Below are 13318 nucleotides of genomic sequence, written 5' to 3'. Positions count from 1 at the left end.
CGCCATGGGTGAGGTGATGATGGTAATCAGCCGGCACCGGCTTGCCAAGGGCATTACTCGCTGAGGTCGGGCAATTGCTGGAGGGCCGGGAGACGTTCAGGCTGCCAGTGGACGGTAGCCCAGCCGAGCAGTTCGTTGATATCGGCCCTGGCCAGTTCGGCTGGCGGCTCCTGGGCCAGCACCTGGAGCGCACGGAACAGGGTGGCCGGCGCCTGTTCGGCGGCCAGCGGCGTCGAGGTAAGGCGCTTGCTGAGTTTTTCACCGTCCCGGCGCATTGCTAGCGGAATATGCAGGTGGCGTGGCGGGCGGGCGCCTAGTAACTGGTACAGCCAGAGCTGGCGAGGGGTCGAGTCGAGCAGGTCGGCACCGCGCACAACATCGCTGACCTGCTGGGCGATATCGTCGGCGACCACGGCCAGTTGGTAGGCGATGATGCCGTCGCGGCGGCGAATGATGAAGTCGCCGACCTCGGTTTGCAGGCGCTGGGTAAAGAGGCCCTGCAGGCGATCGATGAAACTGAGCGGGTGGTCATCGACCTGAACACGAATGGCCCGGTCGGCAGCAGCGGATAGCTGCCGCTGGCGACAGGTGCCTGGATAGATGCCGGCATGAACCTGCAGTTCACGCCGTGAACAGTCGCAGTAGAACGCCTGGCCGGCAGCGAGCAGTTGGTCGATTAGTTGCTGGTAGTAGTCCGTGCGCTGGCTTTGCCAGAGTACCGTGGCATCCCAGTGCAGGCCGTAGGTGTCCAAGGTCTGCAGAATCTGATCGGCCGCCCCGGGCAGGTTGCGGGGCAGGTCGAGATCCTCGATGCGCACCAGCCACTGGCCGCCGGCCTGGCGGGCATCCAGATAACTGGCCAAGGCCGCCAGCAGCGAGCCAAAGTGCAGTTGGCCACTGGGGGTGGGGGCGAAACGACCGATATAAGCGGGGGTGTTCGGCATTACTGAGCCGCGAGAAAAAGTTTACCGATGAGCCGGCAAGTGGGCTCATCGGTGTGGCGCGGTGGGCTGGCTTAGCCGCCGATCTGCTTTTCCTTGATTTCTGCCAGGGTCTTGCAATCGATGCACAGCGTCGCGGTGGGACGTGCTTCCAGGCGACGAATACCGATTTCAACACCGCAGGAATCGCAGTAGCCGTAGTCGTCTTCCTCAATGCGCTGCAGGGTCTGATCGATTTTCTTGATCAGCTTGCGCTCACGGTCACGGGCACGCAGTTCCAGGCTGAACTCTTCTTCCTGGCTGGCGCGGTCGGCCGGGTCGGGGAAGTTGGCGGCTTCGTCCTGCATGTGATGCACGGTGCGGTCAACTTCTTCCATCAACTCCTGTTTCCAGTTGTTGAGAATGTCAGCGAAATGCGCAAGCTGCCGCTCGTTCATGTATTCCTCACCCTTTTCTTCCTTGTAGGGTACGAAACCACGGATCAACATAGAGTTCTTCTGTTTGGCATTACTGGGCATGAGAACCGCCTCACTTTTTGCTCGATCGTCCTGTGCCAGGCGCCTTGTTCTGGGCGCCTGCGGGGGTTGCGGCCACTGGCTGCAAGCGGGCAAAGCTACCAGAACCTGTGCCCCCGCGCTACTGTTTGCCGCCAGATGGTTTGACTGGTGCGTGGCGGGTATCATTCGGGTTTTACCCTGTCTGATGGCGGAGAACAACATGCAGCAGCATAACTGGGCGCGGCGGGTCCAGGATATTCAGCCATTTCATGTGATGGCGGTGCTGGCCCGGGCCAAGTATTTGGAGGCTCAGGGCTGCGACGTGATCCACATGGAAATCGGCGAGCCGGACTTTACTACCCCGGAGCCGATTATCCGTGCCGGCCAGAATGCGCTGGCCGCTGGGCATACCGGCTACACCCCGGCGCTGGGCTTGCCGGCGCTGCGTGAAGCCGTGGCTGGGCTGTATGCCCGGCGTCACGGTATCGATCTGGACCCGCGCCGGGTGATCATTACTCCAGGTGGCTCGGCTGCTTTGCTGTTGGTCAGTGCGCTGCTGGTCGAACCGGGTCAGCAGGTGCTGATGGCCGATCCGGCCTATCCTTGCAACCGGCATTTCCTGCGTCTGGTCGAGGGCCGTGCGCGGTTGATTCCGACCGGCCCGCAAACCGCTTACCAACTGACTCCGGAACTGGTTGAGCAACATTGGGATGCTGATTGTCGGGCGGTTCTGGCTGCATCTCCAGCCAACCCGACTGGCACCCTGCTCAGCCGCGCGCAGTTGGCGGCGTTGGCGCAGACCACCAGACGGCTGGGTGGGACCCTGATTGTCGATGAGATCTATCACGGTCTGACCTATGGCTGCGAGGCCAGTTCGGTGCTTGAAGTAGCCGATGACGCCTTTGTGCTCAACAGTTTCTCCAAATATTTCGGCATGACCGGTTGGCGGCTGGGCTGGCTGGTGGCGCCGGAGGCCGCGGTGCCGGAGTTGGAAAAGCTGGCGCAGAACCTCTATATCTGTGCGCCGCACATGGCCCAGCAAGCCGCCTTGGCGGCCTTTGGCGAAGACAGTCTGACCATCTGCGAGCAGCGCCGTGAAGCTTTTCGCCAGCGCCGCGACTTCCTGCTGCCGGCCCTGCGTGAGTTGGGCTTTGATATTCCACTGACCCCGGACGGGGCCTTCTATCTGTATGCCGATATGCGCCGGCTGGGTGGCGACAGTGATGCCCTGTGCCGGCATCTGATCGAAACCGAGCATCTGGCGATCACCCCAGGTCTGGATTTTGGTCAGTATCGTGCCAGTGAGCATGTGCGCTTTGCCTATACCACCTCGGTGGCGCGGCTGGAGCAGGCGGTGGAGCGGCTGGCGCGCGGGCTCGGGAACTGGCCGGGATGCTGATTGCGTTCGATCCGCCGCTGCTGGGCGGGGTGCTGTTGCGCCGGTACAAGCGGTTTTTTGCTGATGTGCGCCTTGACGACGGGCGTGAGCTGACCCTGCACTGCCCCAATACCGGCTCCATGCTCAATTGTGGTGAGCCGGGCAGCCGAATCTGGGGCAGCGTGCAGCCGCGTCCAGGGCGCAAGTTACCGGGCACCTGGGAACTGGTGGAAACCGCGCCAGGAGTACTGGCCTGCATTCACAGTGCCCGGGCTAACAAAGTGATCGAAGCTGGCTTGCAGGCCGGGCTGATCACACCGCTGGCCGATTATCTGCAGTGGCGCCGGGAGGTGCGCTTGCCCGGCAGCAACAGTCGTTTCGACTTTCTGTTGAGCGGGGCGGGTGAGTGCGTGGTTGAGGTCAAAAGCGTGACCCTGGCAGTCGGCGAGGGCGTGGGTGCCTTTCCCGATGCCGTCAGTCTGCGTGGGCAGAAACACCTGAGTGAGCTGGTTGAGGTGCTGGCCAGTGGTCGCCGGGCCTGTCTGCTGTTCTGCGTCATGCACTCAGGCATTGAGCGGGTGCGGCCGGCCGATGAGATCGATCCGGTTTATGGGCAGTTGCTGCGTGAGGCGGTGCAGGCGGGTGTCGAAGTTGTGGCCTGGTCAGTGATCCCAGGTCCGGAAGGCCTGCGCGTGGCTGGAGCTCTGCCGGTTGAGCTTTAAGCTACTAATCGGTGTTTGCTTCGATCAGCCATACCTGCCCACCGTTGATACGGCACGGCAACTGGCGCAGAAACTGGCCGCTGCAGGGGCCAGCGACACATTCGCCGGTTTCCGGCAGAAACAGCGCGCCATGGGTGGCGCACTGGATCAGTCGGCCGGAGTGGTCGAGAAAACTGTCCGGAGTCCATTCCAGTGGGATGCCGCGGTGTGGGCAGCGGTTTTCGTAAACGAACACCTGCTGGCCCTGGCGCACTGCGAACAGGGCCTGACCCTCATGCATCAGGCCCTTGCTACCCGGGTCGGGTAACTGGTCCAGGTGGCACAGCGGGGTGGCAGGGGCGTGGGCATTATTGGTCATGCGCCAATTATCCCTGCCACCCCAGCACCTGGCTAGCCCTTAGAACTCCCAGATCAGGTTGACTGCGGCATGCCGACCCGGCTGGGTGTAGCGAGCCAGGCCGGGTGTGCTGTCAGACAGACTGCGCACATCGCTCCAGTGCCAGTATTGCTTGTCGGTCAGGTTGTAGACCCCGGCGTTGACGGCGACGGCGTCGGTTACCTGCCAATAGCCGATCAGATCCAGCAGGCCGTAGCCCTGGGTTTTGAACGGATTGCCGTTGGTTTGGGTTTCGTCGATCCGCGACTTGGCGGCGACGGCAGTGAGGATCAGCTCGGCGCCGTAACGGCCATTGGGTTCATCGTAACCGAGCCCGACCACCGCCTTGAGTGGATCGATGCTGTTGAGCGGCTGACCACTGGAATCATCCTTGCCACGGGCCCAGGCCATGCTGGCGCGTGTGCGGCTGCCAAGCGGCAGGCCAAGATGGTCCAGGTACAGCTCGCCGCGTGCCTCGGCGCCGTAGATGGTGACCTTGTCGAGGTTGACGTACTGGAATTCGCCGAACGGGAAGCCGGGGACACTGGAGTCGCGGCGTACCTGTTCGATGAAGTCGTCGTAACGGTTGTAGAACAGTGCCAGGCCGAAGCTGCCCTGGGCGTACTCCCCGCGCAGCCCCAGTTCATAGCTGTCGCTGGTTTCGGCCTTGAGCTTGGGGTTGGCGATAGTGCGGTACATGCCCGGGTTTTCGAACTCGCCGAAGATGTTCACCGGTTGCGGGGCGCGGAACCCGGCGGCGTACTGGGCATAGACGCTGTGGGCGTCATCCACGGCGTAGATGATGCCTAACTTGGGTGACAGTGCCGAGTCCTTGTAGCGCGGCGGGTTGGGGTCAGTGGCGGCGCTGTTGAGATACTGCTGGGTGACGTGCGGCTTCATCTCGTAGCGGTCGTAACGCACCCCAGGGGTCAGGGTCCAGCGACCGAGGCTGATGGTGTCCTGGGCGAACAGGGCGTATTCCCAGACGGTTGGATCGGGGAAGTCGCTGGTCGGTGCGATCGGGGTGCTGATGCCGGTCGCCAGCACGGTTTCCTGGCCCTTGCGCAGATCGGCGCTCTTCAGACGTTTGAGATCGGCGCCGTAGATCAGCCGGTGGTTGCTATCGGCCCAGGTGAAGTCTCGTTCAAGCTGGGTGTTGAAGGCCCAGAGCTTTTCTTCGTAATAGGAGTCGCGGCTGCGGAAGGTGGGCTGGCCGCCGACCACCCGGTCCTGGAAGGTCTGTTGGCGGGTCTGGCTGTCCTGATGACTGAGCTGCCAGCTCAGGCGGTCGGCAAAGCCCAGGCCCAGATCCAGGTTGTGCTGCAGGCTGAAGCGTTCACGATCAACCCGGTCCCTGGCGTCCGAGCTGCGAATGGTGGCGGTGTCGCTGTACTCGCTAAGTACCCGGGTGTCGGTGGTGTCGCGGAATTTTTCGTAGGTTAGTTGCAAGCGACCGTTCTCGCCGTAATCCCAGCCCAGTTTGCTCAGCAGGTTGTCGGTGGTGTAGTCGACCGGGTTGGCCTTTTCCCGTTCGCTGCCAATGCCGCCGCGGCCGCCGTAGGTAGCTGTCTCATCGCCGGTGCGTCGGCCCAGATGCAGCAAGGCGTCCCACTGTCCACGGCGTCCAGCCAGGGTGGCGCTGCGCAGCCAACTGCTGTCGGAGCTGTCGTAGCCCGTCTTGAGCCGGCCATAGCTGTCATCCCCTGCGCTCAGGTAGTCGCCGGCGTCCTTGGTCAGGAAGCTGACGGCACCACCAATGGCATCGCTGCCATAGAGCGAGGAAGCCGGGCCGCGAATGATTTCCACCCGCTTGACCGTATCCAGATCCACATAGTTGCGTCGGGCACTGAGGAAGCCGCCGAAGTCGAAGGCGTCCGGCACCCCAATGCCATCGACCTGGGTCAGGACCCGGTTGCCGCCGATCCCGCGAATGCTGAAGCCGGACAGGCCGAAGCGACTACCGGTACCGCTGACCGAGACGCCTGGTTCAAAGCGCACCAAGCCCTGAATGTCCTTGATGTTCTCCCGATCGATCTGTTGCTGGTCGGCCACGCTGACGCTGCCGGCTACGTCGCCCAGGCGCTCTTCCTGGCGGGTGGCGGTGACGGTCATGGTGTCGAACTGGCGTGCCGCGCTTGGGGTCGGGGTGTCAGCCAGAGCTGGCAGGCACAGGGGCAAAGCCAGCAGGGCCCAAAGTTGGCGAGCCAGCGGTTTGTGCGGATAGGGGGGCATGGCGTACTCCTTGTTGTCGCTTGCAGATGTTATGGGGGTTGGCAAAACGGTCAGAATTGAATAATAATCTTTATCTAAATGCAAATGATTATTATTTGGTAGAGAGATGAGCCTAACGTATGGCCGGGTACTGAGGCACTGGGGCGTCTGGGTGCTGGTGTCGCTGTTGGTGCATGGCCTGTGGTTGCTCGGCAGTCGAGAGTCGGGGTTGTCGGCGCTGCCGGCTCCGGCGCCCACAGTGCTGAGTCTGGGGCTTGCTCAGCAACCCCGACCGGCTCCTGAACCTGAGACCAGGCTTGAGCCTGCACCAGTTGAGCCGGCGCGAGTGGCCACGCCGCCGAGCCCGCCCAAGCCAGCAACCAAGCCACCAGACCCGGTGGCCACGTCGCCGGTGGCTCGGGCCGAGCCAGCAGCGCCACCGCAGGCATCGGCAGTCGCCAGTGCGCCATCGGCGCCTGCGCCGGCCGCGGCAAATCCGCCGGCGCGAGTCGAGCCCGCGCAGAGCGAGCCGGTGATTACCCAGTCGCCGCGTTATGCCGAGCCTCCGGCCCGCCCGGCCTACCCGGCACTGGCCCGGCGCCGGGGCTGGCAGGGTGAGGTCTGGCTGGAGATCGAGGTCGGACCTGAGGGGCGTAGTGCCGAGCCGGTGCTGTTGCGCTCATCTGGATTTGAATTGTTGGACAAGGCTGCACTTGAGGTAGCCCGCCAGTGGCGCTTCGTTCCGGAGCAGCGCAATGGGCGGCCGGTAGCCACCCGGGTGCGGATTCCAGTGCAGTTTGCATTGCGCTAGCCATGTCGGCTGGCGCACGTTTCAAGGGGAAGAAAATGAACATGATGACGCAACAGGCAACACCGGCCTTCGCCGGACAAGACCTGCTTGATGCCTGGCAGCAACTGCGCGAAAGCCAGCCGCGCCTGCGCATTCGTGAGGCGGCGGTCCATCTGAATGTCAGTGAGGCTGAGCTGCTGTATGCCTCGCAAGGCGAGCGGGTGGTACGCCTCAAGCCCGATTGGACGGCGCTGATAGAGGCCTTGCCGGGTATGGGCGAGTTGATGGCCCTGACTCGTAATGATTACTGCGTACATGAGCGCCACGGGCGCTACGACAACATTAATCTCAGCCGCAACGGCCAGATGGGCCTGGTGGTCAATCCGGACATCGATCTGCGTCTGTTCATGACCGATTGGAGCAGCCTGTTCGCGGTCAGTGAGCCGCTGGCCGACGGCAAGTGGCGGCGCAGCCTGCAGGTGTTCGACAGGTACGGTCAGGCTGTGCACAAGATCTACCTGACCGATGCCTCCGACCTGCTGGGCTGGGTGCGTCTGACCGAGCAGTTGCGTGATGACAGTACCGAGGCGCTGGCTATTGAACAGCGGCCGCTGCCGCAGTTGCCGCGCGCCGACGCTGCGGTCGACCAGCCAGCGCTGGCCAGTGACTGGGCTGCGCTCAAGGACACCCATCATTTCTTCGCCATGCTGCGCAAGCACCAGCTTACCCGGACTCAAGCTCTGCGCCTGGCTGGCAGCGAGTGGGCTGAACGGCTGGCGCCAGGCGCACTGGTCGAGAGTCTGGAACGGGCGGCCGAAACCGGTCTGGAAATCATGGTGTTCGTCGGCAACCCGGGCTGTATCCAGATCCATACCGGCCCGGTCAAGCGTCTGGTGCGCACCGGCGAGTGGTTCAACGTGCTGGATCCGGCCTTCAACCTGCACCTGCGCGACGGTGCCATCAGCGAGTTGTGGCGGGTTCGCAAGCCGACGGCGGACGGCATAGTGAGTTCGCTGGAGGCCTACGACAGCCAGGGTGAGTTGATCGTGCAGCTGTTTGGTGCGCGCAAGCCGGGCAAACCGGAACTGTCAGCCTGGCGCGAACTGGTGGAAAGTCATGTGGTCGCTTGAATTGCCGAGCTGGTTCCTGGCCCAGGGCGCAGTGGCCTGGCCACTGCTGCTGTGCTCAATCCTGACCCTGGCTCTGCTGCTGGAGCGGGTGGTCACCCTGGCCGGCATGCCGGGCCTGGGCGAGCGCGACTGCCGTGAGGCGGCGCGTCAATGCCGGGATTGCAGCAGTAACGAGCCGGACGCTGTGCGGTTGGGTTGGCGGCATGGCGTCTGCCTGCTGCGCGTACATTCCCACCTGCCCAGGGGGCAACGTGAAGAGTTGCTGGGCGTCTGGCTGGTACATGTGCAGCAGCGGCTGCAGCGGCGCTTGCGCTTGCTGCAGTTGATCGGGGTGCTCAGTCCCATGCTCGGGCTGCTGGGCACCGTGCTGGGCATGCTCGGCATGTTTAAGGCGATTGCCGGTGATGGCGGTCCGGTCACGCCGGGGGTGTTGGCTGATGGCCTGTTCCAGGCGCTGTACAGCACTGCCTGGGGACTACTGATCGCGTTGCCGGCACTGGGCGGTGGTCAGGCCCTGGGGTTGTGGAGCAGCAGCTATGTTGAACGACTGCAACAGTTGCTCAATCGCTGCATGCTGGCCATGGATGGACTGGAGCCGGATGCGGTGGTTGGTGCCAGTCCGCTGTCCGGGTCGCAGCTGGTGAACGCATGATCCGCTTGCCCGAGCCACCAGCCCAGAGCAGCCTGTTGGCTGACCTGACACCTTTGCTGGATGTGATTTTCATTGTTCTGGTGTTCTTTCTGCTGACGGCGCAGACGCCGCTGCTGCAGGTGCCGCTGCAACTACCGGACAGCCAGGACGCTAGTCCCGCTGCCGCCGACAGCGCCCAGCGCCAGCAACTGGCTCTGTTTGCCGATGGCGCCTGGCAATTGGCCGAGCAGCGTTATCCCGATTGGCCGAGCCTGCGTGAGGCGTCAGCGCTGCAAACACTCGAAGCGCTGGATATCGCCGTCGAGCGTAGCGCCATGGCCGATGACCTGTTGCGTCTGCTGGCCTGGCTGAGTGCCCAGGGCATCACCGATACCCGTTTGTTGATGGAATCTGCCGATGAATAAAATTTTAGTGGGGGCCTGCCTCTGGCTGTTGGCCTGGCCGTTGCTGGCTGAATCCCGGAGTCCGCGACTGATCAGTGCCGGCGCCAGTATTACCGCGATTTTTCAGGCGCTGGAGCTGATGCCGCAATTGGTCGGGGTCGACAGCACCAGCCTGCCATTGCTGGGCGATCAGGCGCCGGCGAATATCGGCTATCCACGGCAGATTAGCGCCGAAGGGCTGCTTTCGCTCAATCCTGATGTGCTGATTGGCAGCGAGGAAATGGGCCCGCCGGCAGTATTGGCTCAGTTGCGCTCGGCCGGGGTTGAAGTGCTGGTGCTGTCGGCCGAGCCCAGCCTGGAAACGCTGTTGGCCAATATCACCGCGCTGGGGCAGCGTTTCGATCGCGAAGCTCAGGCCGCGCGTTTGCGGCGAGATCTGGAGTCGCAACTGGCAGCCTTGCCGCAGGTGCCTGAGCCGCAACCGCAGGCACTGTTTCTGCTCAGCCACTCGGCCGGAAGCCTGCTGGTGGCTGGTTCACGCACGGCTGGTGACAGCCTGGTACGGCTGGGCGGCATGCACAACCCGATGGCCAGCCAGTTCTCCCAGTATCGGGCGCTGTCGGCCGAGGCCTTTATCGGCTTGGCGCCGGTCTGGCTGCTGACTACCTCGCAGAGTCTCGAGATGGCGGGCGGTGTCGATGGGCTGCTGGCCTTGCAGCCAACCCTGCGGGCCACTCCGGCCGGCCGCCTGGGTCAGGTGTTGGGAGTGGATGGAGCGCAGATGGTGGGTGGTTTCAGTCCGGCCATTGCTGATACCTTGTTGCAATTGCGGCAAGCGGCGCTGAGCGTCGAGCCGCGTCGTCAGGCCCGGGTCGACTGAGGACGTTTCATGGATTCCGCCCACCGGCTGCGGCCGGTCATTATGCTGTTGCTGACAGCTTTGCTGCTGTTGGCGTTTTTGTTGTCCCTGGCACTCGGTGCGGTGGCGATTCACCCACTCGACACCGTGCGCGCGCTGGGCCGTATGCTTGGCCTCAGTCAGGTTGCGCCGGAGACCGCGCTGATCATCGAACACATTCGCCTGCCACGGACTCTGATGGGATTGCTGGTGGGCGCGACCCTGGCCCTGACCGGTGCGGTGATGCAGGGGTTGTTCCGCAACCCGCTGGCTGATCCGGGATTGATTGGGGTTTCCAGTGGTGCGGCGCTCGGTGCGGCCCTGGTCATCGTGCTTGGCAGTTGGCTGCTGGCCAGCCTGCCGGCCAGTTGGATGCCCTATGCCACGGTTGGCGGCGCCTTCATTGGCGGGGTGATTACCACCTTGCTGGTCTATCGCCTGGGGCAGACCGCTCAGGGCACATCGGTGGCCAGCATGCTGCTGGCCGGTATCGCGATTGCCGCGATCAGCGGCGCCTTCATTGGGTTGCTCAGCTACATCGCCGACGACACCATGCTGCGGACTCTGACTTTCTGGAACATGGGCAGTCTGGGCGGCGCCAACTTTGAGCGGGTAGGGGTGCTGGCACTGTGCTGCGCGCTGGTCTGGTGGCGCTTGCCGCGTCAGGCCAAGGCGCTCAATGCGCTGCTGCTGGGTGAGTCGGAAGCCCGACATCTGGGTGTCGATGTCGAGCGGGTCAAGCGTGAACTGATCCTGTTGACGGCGCTGGGGGTCGGGGCCTGTGTCGCCGCCGCCGGGCTGATCGGTTTCGTTGGCCTGGTGGTGCCGCACCTGGTGCGATTGATGCTGGGGGCTGATCATCGGCGGGTCATTCCGGCCTCGATGTTGCTGGGTGGAGGCTTGCTGTTGCTGGCCGATGTGGTGGCCCGGCTGGTGGTAGCGCCGGCCGAGCTGCCGATTGGGATCCTGACTGCGCTATTGGGCGCGCCGTTCTTCCTGATGCTGTTGATGCGCGCTCAGCGCCGGGGAGGGCTGTGATGTTGAAGGCTTCGCAACTGGCCTGTGCCCGGGGAGGCTGTCGGATTCTCGAGGGGATCGACTTCACCCTGGCTGCCGGCGAAGTAGTAGCAGTACTGGGTACCAACGGGGCGGGCAAAAGCACCTTGATGGCAACCTTGACCGGTGAGCTGCCGATCGCTGCTGGCCGGGTCGAGCTGGCTGGTCGGCCCCTGGCTGACTGGCCGGCGAGCAAACGGGCCCAGGCCCTGGCGGTGTTGCCGCAATCATCGACCCTGGCGTTTCCATTCAGCGCCGAGGAAGTAGTCGCCATGGGCCGGCTACCGCACCACAGTGGCCTGGAGCGCGATCGGCAGATCATCGAGCAGGCCATGCAGGCGGCTGATGTCGCCCATCTGCGTGGGCGCAATTACCTGACCCTGTCCGGCGGCGAGCGCCAGCGCGTGCATCTGGCCCGGGTGCTGGCCCAGATTTGGGAGACCGAAGGCGCCTGTCTGCTGCTGGACGAGCCGACCGCTTCTCTGGATCTGGCCCATCAGCAACTGACCCTGGCTCAGGCGCGTGGCGTTGCCGAGCGTGGCGGCGCCGTGCTGGTGATTTTGCACGATCTGAATCTGGCGGCCCGCTTTGCCGACCGTATCCTGTTGCTGGATCGTGGTCGCATGCTGGCGCTGGGCAGTCCCTGGGAGGTGCTGGAGGCCGAGCGGATTCGCACGGTGTTTGGGGTCGAGGTACTGGTGCAGCCACATCCGCAGCAGAACTGCCCGTTGCTGATTATCTGAGGTGATGATGAAAGCATTGTTTACTGTGTTTGGCCTGTGGTTGCTGACGGTCACGGTGCAGGCCGCACTGCCGGACTGGCAGGCACCGCGGGGGCTGGAGGATCCGCATCTGGGCCAGGTGCTGGATACCGCGACGGGTGAGTGGCTGGCGCCCGGGCAGTTGCTGGAGCGGCTACTGGAGGCTCCGTATGTGCTGGTCGGCGAGAAACATGACAATCCAGATCATCATGCCTTGCAGCTCTGGCTGCTGGAGCAGTTGCAGGCCCGCCGGCCGCAGGGGGCACTGGTAATGGAGATGCTTGGCCCGCAGCAACAGGCAGCGGTTGATGAGCAGCAAGGACGGATGTTGCCGGAGGATGCGGCACTGGTGCAGGCGTTGGACTGGAACCCTGGCTGGGACTGGCAGCACTATGGCCCGTTGGTGCGCTGGGGGTTGGCTGTGCCGCAGCGTCTGTTGGCGGCTAACCTCGGCCGTGATGAGATGAGTGCTCTGTATCGTCAGCCACAGCCGTTGTCCGAGGTTTACCGGGGCGAGACTCGTGAGGCGCTGGCGCAGATCATGCGCGAGTCGCATTGCCACAAGCTGCCGGAAACTCAGGTACCGGCCATGCTGGCGATCCAGCAGGGCCGTGACCAACGTATGGCCGAGGTGTTGCAGGCGGCACCGACCCCGGCTCTGCTCCTGGCTGGTGGCTATCACGTACGCAAAGATCTGGGGGTGCCGCTGCACTGGGCTGGGGCTACCGCGCCGCGGGTGCTGATGCTGGTGGAGGCCGGGAGCGCTCTGCCGGACGAAGCTCAGGCCGACTATGTGTGGCTGACCCCGGCGACCGAAGAGCAGGACTACTGCGCCGGGATTTCCTGAGTTGTGAGCAGTGCCGGGCTGAGTCTGAGCATGTCGATGCAGGCGCAGGCCAGCGCGTCGGCGCGTGCGGCCAGACTCAACTGGTTGGGGGTCATCAGCCAGTGATAGATGATGCCACTTATGAATCCGCTGAGGGTAAGACTGGCGCTTGGAATATCCAGTGTCTTGGGTAACTGGCCTTTGCTTACCGCATTGAGCAGCGCCAGACTGCAGTGCTCGAGATGGGTTTCGTACATGGTTTGCAGGCGCCGATAGAGTTCATTGTTCTGCTGGCTTTGCTCGCAACGCAGAAACAGAATTTCATGAACGCGCCGGTTGGACGGGTCCTTTTCCACGCGCTGGAATATCTGGCTGATCAGCTCCTGCATGCGACCCAGGGGGTCGGGCTCGTCAGCGCTGCGGGTTGTTTCACCAAGTGGGTCGAGCGGTGTGATCATGCGTTCGAGCAGTGCATCGAGCAGGTCCGACTTGTCCTGAAAGTGCCAATAGATGGCGCCACGGGTTACCCCGGCGGCTTTCGCTACATCGCTCAGTGTGGTGCTGGATATGCCTTTCTCATGGAAACACTGCTCAGCCGCATCAAGGATACTGAACCGGGTTTCCATGGCCTCTTCTTTTGTTCTACGGACCATGGCCTGCTCTCTGGAAGTCGGGTGTCAACACCCACCCAAGGGTG

General features: G+C 63.4%; 15 protein-coding genes. 10 read left to right on the top strand and 5 right to left on the bottom strand.

Going from position 1 to position 13318, the window contains the following annotated elements:
* Positions 1 to 53: 53 nt before the first annotated feature.
* Both gluQRS and dksA read right to left on the bottom strand, forming a co-directional pair.
* Entirely contained in the window at positions 54 to 944 is an 891-nt protein-coding gene (gluQRS, locus tag C2846_RS14410; RefSeq protein ID WP_080048454.1) for a tRNA glutamyl-Q(34) synthetase GluQRS, read from the bottom strand.
* Positions 945 to 1015: 71 nt separating this feature from the next.
* Complete coding sequence (dksA, locus tag C2846_RS14405; protein ID WP_080048453.1) at positions 1016 to 1459, bottom strand: RNA polymerase-binding protein DksA; 444 nt, start codon at positions 1457 to 1459, stop codon at positions 1016 to 1018.
* Between the two features lie 199 nt (positions 1460 to 1658).
* Between dksA and C2846_RS14400 the strand changes: the two genes are divergently transcribed.
* A complete protein-coding gene (locus C2846_RS14400; RefSeq protein WP_080048452.1) occupies positions 1659 to 2837 on the top strand; it encodes a pyridoxal phosphate-dependent aminotransferase in 1179 nt (392 codons plus the stop codon).
* Positions 2837 to 3538 carry a DNA/RNA nuclease SfsA gene (sfsA, locus tag C2846_RS14395; RefSeq protein ID WP_119701816.1) on the top strand — a complete coding sequence of 234 codons (702 nt, stop codon included), beginning with the start codon at positions 2837 to 2839 and terminating at the stop codon, positions 3536 to 3538. Before C2846_RS14400 ends, sfsA begins: the two co-directional genes overlap by 1 nt.
* Before the next feature lie 4 nt (positions 3539 to 3542).
* On the opposite strand, the gene C2846_RS14390 is transcribed toward sfsA, so the two are convergent.
* Both C2846_RS14390 and C2846_RS14385 read right to left on the bottom strand, forming a co-directional pair.
* Complete coding sequence (locus tag C2846_RS14390) at positions 3543 to 3896, bottom strand: Rieske (2Fe-2S) protein (RefSeq protein WP_080048451.1); 354 nt, start codon at positions 3894 to 3896, stop codon at positions 3543 to 3545.
* Positions 3897 to 3935: 39 nt separating this feature from the next.
* Entirely contained in the window at positions 3936 to 6146 is a 2211-nt protein-coding gene (locus C2846_RS14385; RefSeq protein WP_119701775.1) for a TonB-dependent hemoglobin/transferrin/lactoferrin family receptor, read from the bottom strand.
* A gap of 106 nt (positions 6147 to 6252) precedes the next feature.
* Here C2846_RS14385 and C2846_RS14380 point away from each other — a divergent pair, with 106 nt between their 5' ends.
* Genes C2846_RS14380 through C2846_RS14345 form a run of 8 tightly spaced genes read left to right on the top strand, consistent with a single transcriptional unit; the run spans position 6253 to position 12642 of the window.
* A complete protein-coding gene (locus C2846_RS14380) occupies positions 6253 to 6936 on the top strand; it encodes an energy transducer TonB (RefSeq protein ID WP_119701774.1) in 684 nt (227 codons plus the stop codon).
* A gap of 35 nt (positions 6937 to 6971) precedes the next feature.
* Positions 6972 to 8045 carry a hemin-degrading factor gene (locus C2846_RS14375; RefSeq protein ID WP_420849056.1) on the top strand — a complete coding sequence of 358 codons (1074 nt, stop codon included), beginning with the start codon at positions 6972 to 6974 and terminating at the stop codon, positions 8043 to 8045.
* Complete coding sequence (locus C2846_RS14370; RefSeq protein WP_119701773.1) at positions 8032 to 8697, top strand: MotA/TolQ/ExbB proton channel family protein; 666 nt, start codon at positions 8032 to 8034, stop codon at positions 8695 to 8697. Before C2846_RS14375 ends, C2846_RS14370 begins: the two co-directional genes overlap by 14 nt.
* A complete protein-coding gene (locus C2846_RS14365; RefSeq protein ID WP_119701772.1) occupies positions 8694 to 9101 on the top strand; it encodes an ExbD/TolR family protein in 408 nt (135 codons plus the stop codon). The genes C2846_RS14370 and C2846_RS14365 overlap by 4 nt, the downstream gene beginning before the upstream one ends.
* Positions 9094 to 9960: a heme/hemin ABC transporter substrate-binding protein gene (locus C2846_RS14360; protein ID WP_119701771.1), complete on the top strand. Its 867-nt coding sequence runs from the start codon at positions 9094 to 9096 to the stop codon at positions 9958 to 9960. The genes C2846_RS14365 and C2846_RS14360 overlap by 8 nt, the downstream gene beginning before the upstream one ends.
* A gap of 9 nt (positions 9961 to 9969) precedes the next feature.
* On the top strand, positions 9970 to 11016 hold the full coding sequence (locus C2846_RS14355) for a FecCD family ABC transporter permease (RefSeq protein ID WP_080048445.1): 1047 nt from the start codon (positions 9970 to 9972) through the stop codon (positions 11014 to 11016).
* Positions 11016 to 11777, top strand: a complete 762-nt coding sequence (locus tag C2846_RS14350) for a heme ABC transporter ATP-binding protein (protein ID WP_080048444.1) — start codon at positions 11016 to 11018, stop codon at positions 11775 to 11777. Before C2846_RS14355 ends, C2846_RS14350 begins: the two co-directional genes overlap by 1 nt.
* Positions 11778 to 11781: 4 nt before the next feature.
* Positions 11782 to 12642: a ChaN family lipoprotein gene (locus C2846_RS14345; protein ID WP_119701770.1), complete on the top strand. Its 861-nt coding sequence runs from the start codon at positions 11782 to 11784 to the stop codon at positions 12640 to 12642.
* Here C2846_RS14345 and C2846_RS14340 read toward each other — a convergent pair.
* Positions 12621 to 13274 (bottom strand): TetR family transcriptional regulator, encoded by a 654-nt coding sequence (locus C2846_RS14340; RefSeq protein WP_080048442.1) that lies wholly within the window; start codon positions 13272 to 13274, stop codon positions 12621 to 12623. The two genes, C2846_RS14345 and C2846_RS14340, sit on opposite strands and share 22 nt — an antisense overlap.
* Between the last annotated feature and the right edge of the window lie 44 nt (positions 13275 to 13318).

This window comes from Pseudomonas jilinensis (assembly GCF_003586265.1).
Taxonomy (GTDB): Bacteria; Pseudomonadota; Gammaproteobacteria; order Pseudomonadales; family Pseudomonadaceae; genus Halopseudomonas; species Halopseudomonas phragmitis.
This window is presented reverse-complemented; position numbering and strand designations above follow the sequence as displayed.